Origin of the sequence: Phocicoccus pinnipedialis, assembly GCF_903994035.1 — a bacterium.
Lineage (GTDB): Bacteria > Bacillota > Bacilli > Staphylococcales > Salinicoccaceae > Phocicoccus > Phocicoccus pinnipedialis.
Genome location: NZ_CAJEWB010000006.1, coordinates 34,178 through 53,146 on the forward strand (window position 1 = coordinate 34,178; position 18,969 = coordinate 53,146).

At 36.5% G+C, this 18,969-nt stretch carries 18 protein-coding genes; 4 read left to right on the forward strand and 14 right to left on the reverse strand.

The window, feature by feature from the left end; genetic code table 11:
- Positions 1-2 precede the first annotated feature (2 nt).
- The 5 genes from fabI to H9D55_RS03090 all read right to left on the reverse strand — a co-directional run bounded on the left by fabI (position 3) and on the right by H9D55_RS03090 (position 4,042).
- Positions 3-770 carry an enoyl-ACP reductase FabI gene (gene fabI, locus H9D55_RS03070; protein ID WP_186076772.1) on the reverse strand — a complete coding sequence of 256 codons (768 nt, stop codon included), beginning with the start codon at positions 768-770 and terminating at the stop codon, positions 3-5.
- A gap of 79 nt (positions 771-849) precedes the next feature.
- Entirely contained in the window at positions 850-2,247 is a 1,398-nt protein-coding gene (mgtE, locus tag H9D55_RS03075; protein ID WP_186076774.1) for a magnesium transporter, read from the reverse strand.
- 14 nt (positions 2,248-2,261) lie between these two features.
- On the reverse strand, positions 2,262-3,053 hold the full coding sequence (locus H9D55_RS03080) for an NAD kinase (RefSeq protein ID WP_186076776.1): 792 nt from the start codon (positions 3,051-3,053) through the stop codon (positions 2,262-2,264).
- Positions 3,054-3,065: 12 nt separating this feature from the next.
- Positions 3,066-3,686 (reverse strand): GTP pyrophosphokinase, encoded by a 621-nt coding sequence (locus H9D55_RS03085; protein ID WP_186076778.1) that lies wholly within the window; start codon positions 3,684-3,686, stop codon positions 3,066-3,068.
- Between the two features lie 11 nt (positions 3,687-3,697).
- A complete protein-coding gene (locus tag H9D55_RS03090) occupies positions 3,698-4,042 on the reverse strand; it encodes a UPF0738 family protein (RefSeq protein ID WP_186076780.1) in 345 nt (114 codons plus the stop codon).
- A 114-nt stretch (positions 4,043-4,156) separates the two neighbouring features.
- Between H9D55_RS03090 and H9D55_RS03095 the strand changes: the two genes are divergently transcribed.
- Genes H9D55_RS03095 through H9D55_RS03105 form a run of 3 tightly spaced genes read left to right on the forward strand, consistent with a single transcriptional unit; the run spans position 4,157 to position 5,918 of the window.
- Positions 4,157-4,741, forward strand: coding sequence for a CYTH domain-containing protein (locus H9D55_RS03095; protein ID WP_186076782.1), 585 nt, complete (start codon positions 4,157-4,159; stop codon positions 4,739-4,741).
- Positions 4,734-5,114 carry a globin domain-containing protein gene (locus H9D55_RS03100; protein WP_186076784.1) on the forward strand — a complete coding sequence of 127 codons (381 nt, stop codon included), beginning with the start codon at positions 4,734-4,736 and terminating at the stop codon, positions 5,112-5,114. The genes H9D55_RS03095 and H9D55_RS03100 overlap by 8 nt, the downstream gene beginning before the upstream one ends.
- Positions 5,115-5,141: 27 nt before the next feature.
- Positions 5,142-5,918 carry a DsbA family protein gene (locus tag H9D55_RS03105; protein ID WP_186076786.1) on the forward strand — a complete coding sequence of 259 codons (777 nt, stop codon included), beginning with the start codon at positions 5,142-5,144 and terminating at the stop codon, positions 5,916-5,918.
- Between the two features lie 458 nt (positions 5,919-6,376).
- On the opposite strand, the gene pepF is transcribed toward H9D55_RS03105, so the two are convergent.
- From pepF to spxA, 4 genes are all read right to left on the reverse strand, one after another.
- Positions 6,377-8,170, reverse strand: coding sequence for an oligoendopeptidase F (pepF, locus tag H9D55_RS03110; protein WP_186076788.1), 1,794 nt, complete (start codon positions 8,168-8,170; stop codon positions 6,377-6,379).
- Positions 8,171-8,233: 63 nt separating this feature from the next.
- A complete protein-coding gene (locus H9D55_RS03115; protein WP_186076790.1) occupies positions 8,234-9,196 on the reverse strand; it encodes a competence protein CoiA in 963 nt (320 codons plus the stop codon).
- Positions 9,197-9,246: 50 nt separating this feature from the next.
- Positions 9,247-9,957, reverse strand: a complete 711-nt coding sequence (locus tag H9D55_RS03120; protein ID WP_186076791.1) for an adaptor protein MecA — start codon at positions 9,955-9,957, stop codon at positions 9,247-9,249.
- A gap of 154 nt (positions 9,958-10,111) precedes the next feature.
- Positions 10,112-10,507, reverse strand: coding sequence for a transcriptional regulator SpxA (spxA, locus tag H9D55_RS03125; RefSeq protein ID WP_186076792.1), 396 nt, complete (start codon positions 10,505-10,507; stop codon positions 10,112-10,114).
- A gap of 239 nt (positions 10,508-10,746) precedes the next feature.
- On the opposite strand from spxA, the gene trpS reads away from it, so the two are divergent.
- Positions 10,747-11,748, forward strand: a complete 1,002-nt coding sequence (trpS, locus tag H9D55_RS03130; RefSeq protein ID WP_186076793.1) for a tryptophan--tRNA ligase — start codon at positions 10,747-10,749, stop codon at positions 11,746-11,748.
- A 42-nt stretch (positions 11,749-11,790) separates the two neighbouring features.
- On the opposite strand, the gene putP is transcribed toward trpS, so the two are convergent.
- From putP to H9D55_RS03155, 5 genes are all read right to left on the reverse strand, one after another.
- The gene (gene putP / locus H9D55_RS03135; protein WP_186076794.1) at positions 11,791-13,338 is read right to left on the reverse strand and encodes a sodium/proline symporter PutP; all 1,548 of its coding nucleotides are present in this window, start codon (positions 13,336-13,338) and stop codon (positions 11,791-11,793) included.
- A gap of 117 nt (positions 13,339-13,455) precedes the next feature.
- Positions 13,456-14,697 (reverse strand): beta-ketoacyl-ACP synthase II, encoded by a 1,242-nt coding sequence (fabF, locus tag H9D55_RS03140; RefSeq protein WP_186076795.1) that lies wholly within the window; start codon positions 14,695-14,697, stop codon positions 13,456-13,458.
- Positions 14,697-15,656: a beta-ketoacyl-ACP synthase III gene (locus H9D55_RS03145; RefSeq protein ID WP_186076796.1), complete on the reverse strand. Its 960-nt coding sequence runs from the start codon at positions 15,654-15,656 to the stop codon at positions 14,697-14,699. Before H9D55_RS03145 ends, fabF begins: the two co-directional genes overlap by 1 nt.
- A gap of 114 nt (positions 15,657-15,770) precedes the next feature.
- Positions 15,771-17,588, reverse strand: a complete 1,818-nt coding sequence (locus H9D55_RS03150) for an oligopeptide ABC transporter substrate-binding protein (protein ID WP_186076797.1) — start codon at positions 17,586-17,588, stop codon at positions 15,771-15,773.
- A gap of 302 nt (positions 17,589-17,890) precedes the next feature.
- Entirely contained in the window at positions 17,891-18,814 is a 924-nt protein-coding gene (locus H9D55_RS03155; protein ID WP_186076931.1) for an ABC transporter permease, read from the reverse strand.
- Between the last annotated feature and the right edge of the window lie 155 nt (positions 18,815-18,969).

Below are 18,969 nucleotides of genomic sequence, written 5' to 3' on the forward strand. Positions count from 1 at the left end.
TTTTATGCCATAATATTATAACCACTATCCACGTGTAATACTTCACCTGTAATTCCAGATGCGAAATCAGATAATAAGAATGCAACTGCATTACCTACCTCTACTTGGTCCACGTTTCTGCGTAATGGCGCACGCTCTTCAATTTCTCTAAGGATCGTTTTAAATTCACCGACAGCTGAAGAACTTAGTGTACGGATTGGACCAGCTGATACTGCGTTTACACGCATACCTTCTTCACCTAATTCGAATGCTAAGTACCTAACTGATGCTTCAAGTGCTGCTTTCGCTACACCCATAACGTTGTAGTTAGGCATAGCACGTTCTGCACCTAAGTAAGTTAATGTTACAACAGATCCACCTTCGTTCATATATTTCTTAGCTTCTCTAGTAACAATTGCTAAAGAGTAAGCAGAAATATCTAACGCAAGTTTGAATCCATCACGAGATGTTTCCGAGTATCCACCTTTTAACTCATCTTTATTAGCAAATGCGATTGCATGTAGCACTCCGTCGAATCCGCCAGTTTTTTCATTGATTTCTTTAAATGCACGCTCAACGTCTTCGTCGTTTGAAACGTCACATTCCACGATTAAATCGTGATCCCCTTCTAGTTCAGATGCAAGCTTTTCAATCTCTTTTGAGAATCTCTCAGAAAGTGATGTGAAAACAATCTTCGCTCCTGCTTTATCTAATGCTTGTGCAGCACCCCATGCGAGTGAGCGTTTGTTCGCAACACCCATAATAACATACGTTTTACCTTCTAAATTCATGGTAGACCTCCTATTTTTTAGTACCTACTACTAATTTTAAGGTTTCTACTCACAAAAATCAATTAAAATCATTCTTAATTTAAATAAGTGCACTCATTAATGCATTTGCTAATGAGAAATAAATAACTAAACTGATGATGTCATTACTCGTCGTGATGAAAGGACCACTTGCTACAGCTGGGTCAATACCAATCCTTTGCATACCCATTGGAATAAATGTCCCAGATAATGTTGCAACAGTCATTGCCACAAATAGAGAGATGCTAACGATGACACCAAGCATTGGTTGTCCAAATAAAATTGAGATAATACCAAATAATAACACCCCACATACGAGACCCGTGATCATTCCTGTTGAAATATCTTTTACCGCGAGCTTAACTAGACTCTGATTTTTAATCTCACCAGTAGAAAGTCCACGAACTGCTACTGCAAGACTCTGTGTACCTGCGTTACCTGCCATTCCACCAATTATTGGAATAAACGCTCCAAGTATCGCCACTTTTTGTAATGTTTCTTCAAAAGTTGAAAGCATCGTAGCAGTGATCATTCCCATGAATGTAAGCCCTATAAGCCAAGGTAATCGCTTCTTTGCACTTTGCAGTGCTGTCGCAGCTTGCGGAGAACCTTCCTCACTCATACCCGCAAGCTTATAATAATCCTCTTCCGCTTCTTCATGAATAACATCCATGATATCATCCGCAGTAATAATACCGACAAGATGATTTTGATAATCCACTACAGGTACTGCCAAGAAGTCATAATCACGCACGATATTTGCGACTTCTTCTTGGTCGTCAGAAGCACGTACTGAAATTACCCGTTCTTTCATGATGTCACCAATATAGGCATCATCTTCTGCAACGATTAAATCACGAAGTGATATAATCCCCGCAAGTTTATTGGTTGGATCTGTGACAAATAAATAGTAAATAGTCTCAGAGTTTGGCGCAACTTTCTTTAAATGTTCCATAGCTTGACGAACTGTCATTTCATTGTCAATAGATACGAATTCTGTAGTCATGATACCACCAGCGGTATCTTCTTCGTAATTCATAAGCGTACGAATCTCTTCGCGGTCCTCACGGTTCATCAGAGGTAAATATGTCGCAGCCATTTCTTTTGGTAGCTCATTTAAAATGTCTACAGCGTTGTCGTACTGCATGAGTCCAACAACGTGAGCGGCATAACGTGCATCCATTTCACTGAAGAGTTCTTCATATTCATCTGGTTCTAGTTCAAAACTATCAAAGAAATCCGAGACTTCCTTAGGTGACAAGAAATGATATAAACTTTCTCTCTCGCCTATATTTAATGTCAAGAAGAATTCACTTTGCTCATAAGTATGGAGGTCAAGAAACGCTTCTCTAAACTGGTCATATTCATTATTATTTAATAAGTTTCTCATATCGAGAAACACCGCTTCAAAGTCAATTTCTTGATGTGATTTGATTTCTTTATTATTTTTAGTTTCCATGACTTCCCTCCTTATTAGTTAGATATAAATGATTCTCTGACGCGTTGCCAAAACGGAAATGGTCTAAAGCGTGCAAATCGAATCGATTCTTTTGCAACGCGATATTCTATTTGTTCGATACTACCAATTTCAAAATGCAAATGATCAATAGCAACCGCATGTGGTAATTCTGTGGTCGTAGAAATCCGTACAAAGTGAGTATCTGGGAAAACCATTGGTGAACCAACAGTTCTAAACACACGATTGTTTAGCGACGCAATTTCTGTCATTTGCATCGCTCTGAAGGATGGGTGAATAATCGCACCACCAAGAGATTTATTATAAGCTGTAGAACCTGATGGCGTTGACATACAAATACCATCTCCACGGAATCGTTCAAATAATCCCTTTCTTAAACTGACGTCGATAACAAGTGTTGTGCCACGAGGCATCTTTAGTGTCGATTCATTTAGAGAAAGAAATTCATGTGTTTCATCTGCACACATTACTTTCGTTTTAACGAGTGGATACTCGATCACCTCAAAGTCTTGTTCAATAATCAAATCAATCAATTCATCTGTTTCTTCAGGATTCCAATCTGCATAGAATCCAAGGTGCCCAGTATGTACCCCAACAAAACACGTCTCTTTTAAGCGATGCTGATACTTGTGGAATGCACTGAGCAGCGTTCCATCTCCACCTATTGATATCACCAGTTCAGGACTTTCCTCATTCAATGTCATACCTGCACCTGTGAGTCGTTCGATCATCTTTCTTTGTAATTCTGACGAAATTTCATCACTTCTAGATATGATTTGAAAGTGCATACTGTACCTCCTCTAAAGATTACGCTGCTTCGAGAAGAATTTTTGTGCTTCTTGTACTTCTTCTCTAATTAATGACATTTCTTGATCGAGTTTGTTCGCTGCTTCAGCAGCAGTCTGTAATCTCTCTTTAATTTCTTCCGGGTATTCACCAGAATATTTATAATTTAGTGTGTGTTCAATTGTTGCCCAAAAGTTCATAGCTAAAGTACGTACCTGAATTTCAGCTAAGATATTTACCTGTCCCTCAATACTTTCAACGGGATACTCGATAATAATGTGATAAGAACGGTATCCACTTTCTTTAGTGTTCGTAATATAATCACGTTCTTCAACAATACGCATATCTTTTCTCTTGCTGATTTGATTTCTTATGATTTCAATGTCATCAACGAATTGACACACAATTCGTACACCAGCAATGTCATACATTCCTTCACGTAAGTTATCATATGAGATATTGTTTTTACTCGCCTTCTCGATAATACTTTGCACAGGTTTGACACGCGCAGTGACGAATTCAATGGGCGAGGACATACGGTTAATTTGGTAATCTTTACGAATACCTTTTAATTTTATCTTTAACTCTTCGACGGCTTGTCTATATGGTGATAAAAACACATCCCACTCATCCATATTAACGCCTCCTATGCTTTAAACGTTTCGACGACTTTCGCTTCAAACTCTTTTCCATAGTTGTTGTTGCCTTCGATATTACTAATTAAATAATTGAGTTCATCATAAAATTCAGTGAGTTCTAACGTCTCGTTTAAGATGATTTTACGATTTCTATATCTTTCAAGCATTTCCCAAGTCTCACTTACAAAATGGAGTCTCACATAATCGACACCGTTATCTAGAAGATAAATAAATGAGAAATCATCTGAGTCAACAATCATTTGACTCACCGAAGTACATTTTGAAACATCTGCATCTGTAAATACATTTAATGTTTCATTTTCAAATTTCATTTCAGTCACATAAATATCCATTTTCTTCACTCCTACCAGCATATATTTTACCATATATTTATCAGTATCCCATATTAAATCTGAATGCTTTACAGGTAAACACTAAATACGCATAATAATGTTGAGGTGTAAGTTATGATAGAGACTGAAATAGAATTTAAAAACCTAATTACTAATAATGAATTCAAACAAATTAGAGATTCCTTTTTTATAGATATCGCGCCTTTCTACCAGACAAATTTCTATATAGATACTGATGACTTACAAATTAGAAATCATATCCTGATGCTGCGCATTCGAGAAGTAGAAGACCGTTTTGTACTTACATTAAAGGTACCTAACGATACGCATGTAATCACAGAATATCATCAAATAATAGATGAAGAGATTCTAAAGCAAGCAAATATAGCTGAGTTTGAACTCGGAGCTGATATAATTAATGTTCTAAAGGAAAGAGACATCGATACGACTGCCTTAAAAATCCAAGGTCAACTAGAGACAATCCGATACGAACGTACTTACAAGAATGGTCTACTTGTACTCGATGAAAGTCATTACTTTGATGAAATAGATTATGAACTTGAATATGAGGCAAAAAACGTAAGTGATGGTAAGGTTGTCTTTAATGAAATTCTAGACCATTTTGATATCACAAGAACTGAAGAAGTTGTTAAGAGCGAGCGCTTCTATAGGAAGTTAGTAGAAAGGAAGCATGGATAATTTGGTTTCAGTTTACGAAACAATTGGACAGGAAAAACTTTACGAGATGATTGATGTTTTTTATCAATATGTAGAAAAAGATGATCGCATTAATTTTTTATTTCCTGGAGATTGGGAAGACACAGCATATAAACAAAAATTATTTCAGACACAGTTTTTAGGCGGACCAAACCTTTACAATGAAACGTTTGGTCATCCGATGATGCGTGCTAGGCATATGCCGTTTAAAATTACGGAGAAATCAAGGGATGCATGGCTGGATAATATGAGAAAAGCAATGAATGATGTTGGACTAGACAGTGATCTAAGTGAACATCTTCTCGCTAGATATACTTTAACAGCTAATCATATGGTCAACACATTTGAACAATAATGGTTAATTTACATGAGGTGACATACATTGAGTAAATCAAATATTATTCCTCTATTTATAGATCCAGTAGATTATAGAGTAGAGGCATTCTATTTTTTCGATCCATTCTCAGAAACATCACTTGAGATGGAAGCAATAATCAATAAATTATTACTTGAGTATAAAGGACATTTACATGTCACTAAGGTACTCGCACCCTCCTTAAATGTTCTGACAAAATGCCAGGCACAATCGACATCTAATCAAGATAACGTGGCACTTGCATATAAAGCAGCAGAAGTACAAGGTCGCTTGAAAGCACGTAAATTCATGAGATATCTGTTCAATCGCATCACTCCAGTGAATGGCATTTGTACAAGTGAAATGATTGAAGAATGCGCAGAGTTATCAGGACTCGACATGCACGCATTCAAAGAGGAAATCAACAGCGAGAATTTACACATACTACTAAAGCGTGACCTGGCACTTTATAGAGAACTCGATATTGAAGAACACCCTACTTTCGTGTTTTTTAGTGGAGATGTGAACGAAGATGGACTAAAGATTGAAGGCATTTACGACTATTATGTATATGCACATATCATACACGAGATGCTTGGAATTGACGTTAAGAAAAAAGCATTACCAAATATTTATGATTACATCATGAAAAATGAACTCGTAAGCTTCAGAGAGTTGAAAACAATATATGACTGGCGCGAAGGCGTCCTAATAAATGAACTCAGAAGACTTGAATTCGAACACGTTATAAATCGAGTCAAGCTCGTCGGCACAGAGTATTATAAGATTGCAAAAACAGAATGAGAAATATTTAGATCCAACAAATTGGTACAGCAAATACTTACCAGTTTGTTGGATTTTTATATCTTGGAATGAGTGTTTTTGACTATAAAATCTTTAAAGATGAGAAAATTTAATGAATCATTACATCCGTATTCTACAACTTCCTCTTGAATCTTATGGTTAATCCTCGAATCAACTTTCTCCACGTAATTGTTCACAAAAAAGAAGCACACCTTCTATAGTGTGCTTCTTACAAAGGGGATGGGAGAAACTTTACTTCACTGTAAACAAAAGGGGAATGTTTAATCAGTGAAGTAATTTCTGTGTATTAAATATACCATGTTATCAACGGTTGCTCAATCATTTTGATAATCATTTCACATATTTGTAAGATGATACAATTTATAAATATTTTTAGATACTTTAACCAAAAACTTTTAAAATAAATAAGAACCAACGTTTGTCGGTTCTTTTCTAATCTATTCTTTAATTAATTTTTCAAACTGGTCGAGTTTTTCTTCAAAGAATTTCATTGCTTTCTCAATAGGCTCTGAAGTTGTCATGTCTACTCCAGCATTTTTAAGAATTTCTATTGGATAGTTTGAAGATCCTTTTTTTAGGAATTCATTAATATAGCGCTCTGCTACTTGGCTCCCACCTTCTAAAACTTGTTTAGAAAGGGTTGCAGCAGCTGAGTAACCTGTTGCGTATTGGTAAACATAGTAGTTCATGTAGAAGTGAGGAATTCTTGCCCATTCGCGCGAAATAAACTCATCATATGAAACTGCATCTCCGTAATACTTTTTATTTAATTCACCATATACTTCATTTAGCTTACCTGCAGTTAGTGGCTCTCCACTTTCTTTCAAGCTGTGAATTTTGTGTTCAAATTCTGCAAACATTGTTTGACGGAATACTGTTCCACGAAATCCTTCAAGTTGTTCGTTCAGTAAGTAAAGTTGTTTCTTCTTGTCATCTAGCTTGTTGTACATATAGTCTGCAAGTAGTGCTTCATTAAATGTGCTTGCTACTTCTGCTACAAATATTGAGTAACCAGAAATATTCGCAGGTTGGTTTTTACGGCTGTAATAGCTGTGTACTGAGTGTCCAAATTCATGAGCAAGTGTAAATAGGTTATCTACATTATCTTGCCAGTTCATTAATATATATGGATTTGTACCATAAGTACCCGATGAGTATGCTCCAGAACGCTTTCCTTTGTTCTCATATACATCTACCCAGCGGTTGTCTAGGCCTTCTTTAACAATCGATACGTACTCATCACCAAGTGGTTCTAATGCGTTTAACATCCATTCTTGTGCTTCTTCATAAGACATTTTAAAGTCTTCATTTACAAGTGGTGTGTATATATCGTACATTTTTAGTTCATCTAGTCCTAATAATTCTTTACGTAATTCAGTATATCTATGCAGTAAGTGTAAATTGTTGTTTACGGTCTCTACTAATTGATCGTATACCGCTTCAGGAATATGGTTGTTCGCGAGCGCTTGTTCACGTGAAGATTTATATCCACGAACTTTACTGCTGAAGATGTGTGAATTTACAACACCTTCTAGTGTTTTACTCATTGTATTTTCAAAGCCTTGGTAAGATGAATACAAGCTTTCATAAGCAGATTTACGTAATACACGGTCGTTTGATTTTAGTAAGTCAACGAACGTACCTTGAGTCACTGAGTACTCTTTTCCTTCTTTATCTTTAGCCTTGTCGAAAGTTAAATCTGCGTTGTTGAACATCATGTATGTAGATGTTGGTGTAGATAAAACCTCACCTGCTTCTGCAAGTAATTTTTCTTCTTTATCACTTAGGACATGAGGACGACGCTTATTGATTTTTTCAATATCCAATTTAAATTCTTTTAATGACTCGTCATCAGCCCACTCTGTTAAAGTATCTGCGTCAATTTCCATTAAAGCTGGTAGGAAGAAACTCCATGCAGATGATATCTTAACGGCAAGTGTACGGGCACGTGATTCCATGCCACTATATAAATCATTTGATGTATCCTGGTCATGCTTAAGGTGCGCATATACGTAGACTTTTCCGAAATCTACATCTATTTCACGCTCAAGTTCTAATGCTTCAACTAATTCTTCTTTAGTTTTGATACCAGATTTGAATTTCTCCTCTTCACCAATTCTTGCTTCGACATCTTTTAGAGCTTTCTCCCAAGCATCATCAGACTCAAAAATTGTAGTGAGATCCCAAGTGTTTTCTAATTGCTGTTCTTCTCGCTTCATTAATTCTGCCATTCTAAATCCTCCAAATATTTTTCTTATATCTTAATTTTCTCAATATAATATGTGAATGGCAAGTTATTCATTCGAAATTCGAAGTAATGATTTAAAATCATATAGCAAACCATTTGCAATATCTCTTGATGTCAGGTTCGTATTAATTTTTCGAATGGTTATATAATCCAAAAACGCATGGTAATTGAATGATTTATTCTTAATGTGATAATAGAGATACAGTTTCCACTCTAGTGGCGATTCCTGTATATACCTCTCGAAGGGGGTTAAATATCTGAAGAATACTGGAAGTTCATCAGCAGATACCTGTAACAAATAGAGATAAGTAAGTGTCTTATTCCGAACACTGCGCATCATGCGAGCTCGTTTTATTTCATTGCTGATAAAATCAGTTTCCATCTGAATAAACTCATCAATATCATTTATAGGACGCACCAAATCGTGATGAGAGATCATTTCTTTTTCATATAACCATCTCATTCCACCTACATTGCCTTTTACTCTATATGCGAAAAATGTCTGCGTATCACTATTCACTGTAAACAAATGAAACTCATTCATTGTAGATATCTGAAAATGATTTAAAAAAATTGTGTCTGCTTTTGTTACAATCGTTGAATCATCATGAATCCAACGCACATCTATACCTAATTTTTTATAGCCGTTCGTGCGTTCTAAAATCAATGACGGTGAAATTTTAGAGAGCTGTATTTCTAGTGCAACACTGTATTCGACAAGACAATCCGGAATTTGTTCTATCTCATGAAGATAATATTCTAGCCTAACATCATAATGGGGTTTCAGCATCACATATAAATCATTCTTCAACTTCAGGTGCAACGGTGATTCTCTACGATAAAGATATCGTTCACACATATTAATATTTTGATGCGAAAAGTGTGCAATTTTGAAGTCACCACGCTTTACAATCACTTCGCTCTGGCATACAGGGCAATAATATTTTTTGGATCTCGTCGCATAAATGGCTTCTATTTCATTTCCAACTTCATCAATCGCAATAAACATAAAAACACCCTCCTCATACATATATACATGTAAAAGGAGGGTTTTCTTTTTTATGCTGAAAATTTATTTCGTACCATGCGTCTAACGTTGTTAGACATGATTGTTTTACCGTATTCCATGAGTAACTCTTCAGTCATATGTGTTAAATTCGCATACTCTAATAAGTTTACTCGTGTTTGTTCACGTTTAATGTCAGTAATTTGTTTCCCAAAATAAATTAAGAAATAATATTTTCCTTCAAACGTGATGAATAAATCGTCATATAATGTTTCGTCTTGTTCTTGATGATATGCATAATCAATCAAGTCATCTATTTCGTCAAACTCAACAATAAGTGGCTTTCTATAGAGGTTGTGTGACCTCAGTTCTTTATTTAGCATACTTTTTACGCGCTCAAGATCTGCATGGTCAATTTGACCTGTTTGCTCTTCTTGTAAAGTATCTTCTAGAAAGTTCTTTATTTCGTCATGGTCGAGACCAATTTGCCCTTTTTGAATACCAATCGATTCAGAGTTCTGCTGCGATTTTGAAACAGTCACTTCAAGTCCTTTGTCGAACGCTTGTACTTGAATCCATAATGGACCTTCATTAATGAATTCTACTGTGTGTTCATCTTTAACTTCATCCATGATTTGCCAGAAAAACTCTTCTCCGCGCCTCTTGTTCATCCATAACTCTTCTTTATCGAAGCCACGAGATTCTATATCTTGATAGGTAATATAGAATTTGAGTGTCGAGTCATCTATACGCTCTATTCTCATTTTGACTCACTCCCTACTCTCATCTAGTAATATTTATTATACGTGAAATTAACTAAAATACCACAATAACGAGTTATCGTTCTATACCCATAAAAAAAGCGTCTGCAAACATAGTTCTACAGGCGCATTTCTATATCATATTATTATACTATTATTATTCTGCTAGTCTTTTAGCTTCTTCTAGGTGTAATGTTCTTACTGTACGTGGTAAGAAACGACGAATTTCGTCTTCGTTATACCCAACTTGTAGTCGTTTATGGTCCAGTATGATTGGACGTCTTAACATGCCTGGGTTATCCATGATTAAATTATATAGTTTATTCATTGGAAGGCTATCAATATCCACATTCAACTTTTGGAATGCCTTTGAGCGAGTAGAGATAATTTCATCTGTTCCGTCTTCTGTCATTCTTAAAATTGCTTTAACCTCATCTAATTTTAGGGGTTCTGAAAAAATATTTCTTTCAGTATATGGAATGTTATGTTCCTCTAGCCAAGCTTTTGCTTTACGACACGATGTACAGCTAGGTGAAGTAAATAATGTTACCATACGCTTACACTCCCATTTCTTCGAATACTGTATACTTATACCCAATATTCGGATGTATTAATCAAGAAATTTCAAATATCTATCTCTGATTACTTATTATTATACTATCTGAACATTAAAATAGTATGAGAATTAGTTAAAAAGTTTGAAAACATTATGTCTTTATGTTAATTATGTATCATTGATTGTAACGACTATTCATATTAAACTTAATATAATAAGAATTTAAGGAGAATAAAATGAAAAAATTATTTTCAGGAATTCAGCCAAGCGGCGTACCAACAATCGGTAACTATGTTGGTGCTATCAGCCAATTCGTTGAAATGCAACATGACTATGAATCATATTTCTGTATTGTAGATTTACATGCAATTACGTCACCACAAGACCGTCTAAAACTAAGAGAGCATACAAAACTGCTAGCTGCAATCTACCTTGCATCTGGTCTTGATCCTAACAAAGCGACCCTATTCATTCAGAGTGAAGTACCTGCCCACGCCGAAGCGACTTGGATGCTTCAGACAATTAGCTACATGGGTGAGTTAGAACGTATGACTCAATTCAAAGATAAATCCCAAAAAGCTTCTAAGAAGGAAGGAATCCCTGTTGGATTATTTACTTATCCTACTCTAATGGCGGCAGATATTCTACTCTATAATGCAGATATTGTTCCAGTCGGTGATGATCAGTCTCAACATCTAGAACTTACAAGAACATTAGCTCAGCGTTTTAACCATCATTACAATGAAATATTTACTCTACCTGAGACGAAGCTCCCAGAATATGGCGGACGTATCATGAGCCTACAAGATCCAACTAAAAAGATGAGTAAAAGCGATGAAAACCAGCGTGGATTTATCTCTTTAATGGACGATCCAAAAGTAGCTGCTAAGAAGATTAGAAGTGCAGTAACAGACTCAGATATGATTGTAAAATACGATAGAGAAAATAAACCGGGTATTACTAACTTACTCGATATCTATTCTATCTTTGCGAATAAATCGATTTCTGAGCTTGAAACAATGTATGAAGGAAAGACATATGGAGACTTTAAAAAGGACTTAGGAGAAGTCATCGAGGCGTTCTTAATCGATTTCCAGGAAAAAGTAAATCATTACCTCAATTCAGAAAAACTTGACGCCATTTTGGACGATGGGCGCGACAGAGCAATTAGAGTAACATCACGCAATTTAGAAAAAATGCATCGCGCAATGGGTTTAGGTCGTAAACAAAGAAGATAAACAAAAAGAAATCTCATTCTTATTGAATGAGATTTCTTTTATTTATTGCATCGCATTTTTAATTTCTGCTTTAACTTCTTCTAATTCTTTTTCTACATCGATTTCTGGTTTCTTAGTGAATAAACTTACTAGATAAGCTACAACTAAGTTAATGATAAATCCAGGAAGGATCTCGTATAAGTTAAAAAAGTCATTAATTTCACCAAGTGGTTTAACCCAAACAATCCAAATGATAACTGTAGCCGCACCTGCAACCATACCACTTATTGCTCCGGTTCTTGTAAGATTCTTCCAATATAACGAAAGAATTACTATTGGTCCGAAAGCAGCACCGAATCCTGCCCATGCATTACCAACTAAATTTAAGATTGTGTCGTTTGGACTCCATGCAATCACGATCGCAACGATTGCTACTACTAATACTGAAAGACGTCCAACGAGTAAGAATTCTTTGCGACGATCATTGGTAGGTGTTTTCTTACGAATCAGCTTGTAAAAGTCTTCAGTTAATGAACTTGAAGTTACAATTAATTGTGAAGAAATCGTACTCATGATAGCTGCTAAAATAGCTGCAAGTAAGAACCCACCAACTAATGGATGGAATAAAACTTGTCCCATTAAAATGAAAATTGTTTCTGGGTCTTCTAATACAACGCCTCTTTCGGCTACAAATGAAATACCAGTTAAACCAACAAGTACTGCACCTAGTAGGCTGATTGCCATCCAGCTAATTCCAAAACGACGTGCTGTTGGCAATTGTTTTACACTCTTAATTGACATAAAACGTACAATAATATGCGGTTGACCAAAATACCCAAGTCCCCAAGCTATAAATGAAATGATACCAATTACAGTAGTTCCCTTGAACCAATCTAAGTTAGTCGGCTTAAGTCTTGCTGCATCTCCTAAAGTATCAAGACCATTTAATTGCATCATCGCTACAATTGGCACCATAACCATTGCAATTAACATGATTACACCTTGGAAGAAGTCTGTAAGTGATACAGCAAGATACCCACCAATGAATGTATAGAAAATTACAATTGCTGTTATTAAGATTAATCCATAATGATAATTAAGACCGAAAGCACTCTCGAATAGTGTTCCACCTGCAACCATACCTGAGTTTACATATAGTGTGAAAAACACGACAATAATGAGTCCAGCTAAAATTTTAATCGTGTTAGACTGATCGTCTAAACGATTTTTGAAGAATTCTGGAAGTGTAATTGAGTTGTTTGCCTTCTCCGTGTAGACACGTAATCTCGGAGCAACAACATGGTAGTTTATGTATGCACCGATCGTTAAACCGATTGCAATCCATGATGCTGAAAGTCCAATAGAGTAGACTTCTCCCGGTAGACCCATAATCATCCAACCACTCATATCTGCTGCACCAGCCGATAAAGCAGTTACATAAGGTCCAATATTTCTCCCACCAAGCATATACTCATCCAGATTGCCTGTCGAAGTTTTGTATGCGTAATACCCAATACCCAGAAGGATAATGAAGTATAACACAATCATAATGTACGTATGCCAAGATAAGTTTACAATATCTGACATCGTAGTAACATTAAGTAAATACATAATCTTTCTACCCCTTTATTTTAAAACATAATTACATTGTACATAGTGTGGAAGCGTTTTAAAATAGGCATAAAAATATTCCAACACTAAAATTACAACTTTAGTGTTGGAATACCATTATTCTGTATATTTTGCAAAAACTAATGTTGCGTTGTGACCACCAAATCCAAGTGAATTAGATAATGCATAATTTATATCTAGGTCCTCTGGACCATCTTTGACAAAATCTAAATCAAGTTCCGGATCTTGATTACGAAGGTTAATTGTTGGGTGGATTCTCCCCTCTTCAATAGACTTCGCTGCGATAATCGCTTCTACACCACCCGTTCCACCAAGTAGATGTCCCATCATGGATTTTGTAGAGTTTATTTTTAAATTGTAAGAATGTTCTCCAAATACAGCTTTAATTGCTTTCGTCTCAAATTCATCATTAAATGGAGTAGACGTGCCGTGAGCATTAATGTACTGTACCTGTGTGACATCTATACCTGCATCTTTCATTGCTTCTTTCATTGCACGTTGTCCACCTTCACCTTCAGGTGCTGGTGCAGTGACATGGAACGCGTCTCCTGTTGTACCATAACCCACAATTTCTGCATAGATTTTAGCACCACGTGCTTTAGCGTGTTCAAGTTCTTCGATGAATAGAACTCCAGCGCCCTCACCCATCACAAATCCATTGCGATCTGCTGAGAATGGTATCGATGCGTTTTCAGGGTCATCACTTAAGGAAACTGCTCGAGCTGCCTGGAATCCTGCAACACCCATGTTCGTAATTGGCGCTTCAGTTCCACCAGTAATCATCATGTCTGCTTGGCCACGCGCGATAATTTTATATGCATCACCAATAGAGTTTGTACCTGTTGCACATGCAGTGACAGTGGCACCGTTTGGTCCTTTGGCACCAGTACGAATGGAAACTTGTCCACTTGCCATATCTGGAATCATCATAGGTACAAAGAAAGGACTCACTCTGTTTGGACCACGATCGACGAGTTGGCGTAATCCATCTTCTAGTGTTTGAATTCCACCTATACCAGATCCAATCCATACTCCAATACGTTCAGCGTTCTCATCGGTAATCTCGATACCAGAGTCCTTAACTGCTTCATCTGCTGCAATAATCGCATATTGTGTAAATCTATCCATACGGCGAGATTCCTTACGATCGATGTAATCTTCAACATTAAAGTCTTTAAGTTCCCCAGCAACTTTTACTTTAAATTCTTCAGTATCAATTCGTGTAATTGGGGCAATACCATTAACTCCTTTTAAGGCATTTTCCCAAGTTTCACTTGCTGAATTACCAATTGGAGTTAATGCACCAATACCTGTAATTACTACTCTACGTTCTGTCATTAATTCGTATCCTCCTTATTATTTCCCCATGTGAGACAGATTGAACCCCAAGTGAGTCCTCCACCGAATCCTACAAGTACAATATTGTCTCCATTTTTGATTTTGTTATTATCATATTCATAGGCCATACTTAGCGGAATACTTGCTGCCGATGTGTTTCCATATATATCTACTGTTTTACTCATTTTTTCAACTGAAATACCCATGCGTTTTCTTGCAGATTCCATAATACGTATATTCGCTTGATGTGGGATAAACATATCGATATCATGTGAGGATAGTCCTGCTTTTTCAGTCACATTCACACTGGATTGACCCATAATACGAACCGCAAATTTAAATACTTCTCTACCATTCATTTTAATATATTTTGTATCTTCTTCTTCATATAACCACTTTCCACCCTCACCATTAGATCCGAGTTCGAATGATTTAATTCCATATTCTTCGCTCACTGGTCCGAGTACAACCGCTGCCGCACCATCACCAAATAATATGGCTGTGCTTCTGTCTTCAAAGTCAGTAATCTTTGTGAGTTTGTCTGCACCGATTACAAGTACATGTTTGTAAGTACCTGCTTTTATAAACTGCATCCCTGTCACCATACTGTAGATAAAACCAGTACACGCCGCAGCTTGGTCCATTGATGCCACGTGGTTTAATCCAAGTGCATGTTGTACCATATTCGACACAGTTGGAAAGTGACGGTCTGCTGTAGTTGTCGCGACAATTACCATGTCGATTTCAGATTTATCTAATCCGGAATCTTTTATAGCCGCTTCTGCAGCCTTTATCGCCATATCACTTGTATCCATATCTTCTGCATAACGACGTTCTTTAATTCCAGTCATTTCTGTAATCCATTCGTCAGAAGTATCTAAAATTTTTTCAAAGTCTTCATTTGTAAATACTTTATTAGGCACATAACTCCCGATACCTAAGATACCCACATTAGACATATACTCACACCTTATTTCATTTTTATTACTAGGTACTAATTTATCACAAAAAAACCGAAAATTCAAATAAAAAAAGAGCTGAGTATCATATACTCAGCCCTCTCTAACTACAGATTATTCATCTACACCTACGCGGTAAAGAAGAGTATCTTCGTTAAATCCGTATTCTTCGCTCCAGTTTTTAACTCTTTCGTTCACTGGAATTACATAAGAACGGTATAAAGTTGGAATTACAGGCATTTCTTCAACCATAAGTTCTTGCCATTGGTTGTAAATGTCTTTACGGTAGTCTACGTCAAATGCTTCAGTAGAGTTACCTTTCTTAAGAAGATCGTCGTTCTCTTCTGATGCATAGCGTGGGTAGTTAAATGAAGCTTTTCTACCGTATAGACCAGAAGGGTCAACGTCAGAACCTACACCCCAAGCAGCTTGGTAAATGTCGATTTCTGGGTCATCTTCACCAACCATGTCATAGAATGAGTTGAATTCAATTAAACGTCCATTTGTTTTAACAACGTTTAAGCCAATTTCTTTCCATGATTGGATATAGTAGTTTGTTAATGGTTCAGCAATGTCTCCACCTGACATAGATGCAAACTTGATTTCAAGTTTTTCTCCATCTGGATCTTCAACGAAACCGTCTCCATCAACATCTTCGTAACCAGCGTCTGCTAAGATTTGCTTAGCTTTTTCTGGATCGTATTCTGGTACTTCAACATCTGAATGCCAGTTTGCGTGATAAGGAGTAATTAAAGAAGTCGCTTTCCAACGTAAACCGTGGTAGAATTTGTTACCCACAGCATCGTTGTCCATTGCGTACCACATAGCGCGGCGTAATTCTTTGTCACCCATTTTCATTTCTTCTGGTTTATAGTTAACTTCTTTTTTGTCTGCGTCCCACTCACCAAGTTTGAAACCGATGTAAGTATATGCACCATCGATGTTCGCTAACCATTCAACGCCTTCCATTTCAGAAACGTCAGGATATTGGTCTGTTGGGAATGAAAGTGCAACGTCAACGTCGCCTTTTTCAACTGCATCAGCGATAGAAGATGAAGGAATAACTTTGATTTCAATTCCATCCATTCCTGGTTCGCCTCTCCAGTAGTCTTTATTTTTCTCTAAAATAACTGCTTCACCAGTAGTGATAGATTTTACTTTGTAAGGTCCAATACCGATTGGGTTCTTACGCGTTTGGTCTGAAGCTGCCATATCCTTAACTTCTACACCTTCATAGTGATGTTTAGGGAATGCATAAGCCCAGAATCCACCAGCTGTTAATGATGGTGCAAGCTCCTTGTAAGTAAATACTGCTGTTTTGTCGTCTTTAACCTCAATACCTGAGATTTTGTCCGCTTTACCAGCTTGGTAATCTTCGTATCCTTCAATTAAAGTGAAACCTTCATCAGATCCACGAACTCCGTCGTAGTCTGGGTGACCAATCACTTCATAAGAAGCTACATAGTCTTCAATTGTTACAGGTGTACCATCATGCCACTTTGCATCGTGAGCAAGAGTGAATGTAACTGTTTTAGCATCCTCGTCCACTTCGTATGTAATTAAACCATCTTGTGTGTATTGGAAGTCTGCATCCATTGAGAATACCGCTTCATCAAAGTAACCGATCATAGTAGCATCAGGTGAACCTTGATAGAACGCCCAGTTTAATGTCCCTTCAAAAGGTGTGTCTGAAGTATAACCAACTTTTAGTGTACCAGTACCAGATGGGTCTCCAGTATTAGCAACTGTTTGGTCAAAATCTTCATACGAAAATTCTCCTTCAGTAGACTTTTCTTCAGTCTTATCTGAAGTATCCTTATCGTCTTTTTTCTCGCCATCATCTTTCTTGTCTCCGCCACCACATGCAGCTAGAACAAGAACTAATGAAAGCATTGCCGCGAATAAAATTCGTGACCAGGCACTTTTTGTCATCTTGTTTCCTCCTTTATTTAAAAAGATAACTCGTATCCGTACAATGTACGAATACATTTCAGGTAACAATTACCTTAATATGAATATTATCATAATTATCTGATTAATCAAGCTTTAATTTTGATAATATTCTAAATACTCTCACAGATATAAGCAATGATGTAAATTTTGTTGAAACTTATATCTATATACTCATTATACTATAAAATAAAAATAATGTAATCGTTTTCTTATAAATGTTTAAATTATTTAAAAAGATTGAAAAATAAAAAAAGAGATCAAATTTGATCTCTTTAAAATATTTATGCATTACGTTGTCTAGCATCTCCTGCTCGGCGCATCGCTTCACCTACGTTACGTACACATAACATTAATACTAAAATTAGGATAGCAGCTGGTGCCCAAATCCATGGTCTATTACGTAATGTTTGAGTTTGAGTTGCATAACTCATAAGTGTACCAAGAGATGGTGTGTCTTCAGGGAAACCGAATCCGATGAACGATAGACCTGACTCAATACCGATGTTACCAGCTAAGTTGAGTGTTGCGTTAACAATAATAATACCTACTAAGTTTGGTAGTAATTGAGTAAAGATAATCTTAATATGTGAGCTGCCAAGAGTTCTTGATGCATTGATGTAATCTAGTTCTCTTTCTTGAATTGCTACTGAACGTATTAGACGAGCAGTTCCTACCCATAGGAATGCAGACATAATTAATGAGAAACTATAAATGTCATAGTCTGGTGAAATCGTAACGTAAACAATGATTACCATTAGGAATGGTAATACCATGAAAAAGTCTACAATACGCATCATTATGTTATCAATGTGGCCACCAAAGTAACCAGCAACTACTCCATAAATCACTCCGAATCCTACTGAAATACCTGTTACTAAGAACCCAATAGCAAGGGAGTTTCTTGTACCAATAATTAATTGACCAAAGACGTCACGTCCACCGTAGTCTGTACCTAAACGGAATCTATCTCCCGGTGGTTCATTGATTGCAAATAGGTCTACAAATACAATCTCAGATTGTTTTAGGAATAATGTAAGTCCAAACACATATGATGTGATTACAATCAGAATAATGAAACTGAATAATGCAAGTTTGTCATGAATAACTTCTTGGATCAAAATTTTCCAACCTGGTGTCGAACGTGGTAATGATTGTTGGTCGATTGCGCCATGTCCTTCCCCACTTGCTGTTGGACTGGCTTGCATGTGCGTATCAATATCATGTGGAGTTGCATCTGTACGATCTTTGTTGAATGATTCATTTTTAGTTGAATGAGTCGTTTCATGCATTTCTTTATCTAAATTCTTATGATCTTCTTTATCTAATTTTCTTTTTTCATCTTCAAATTTTGTCATCATGC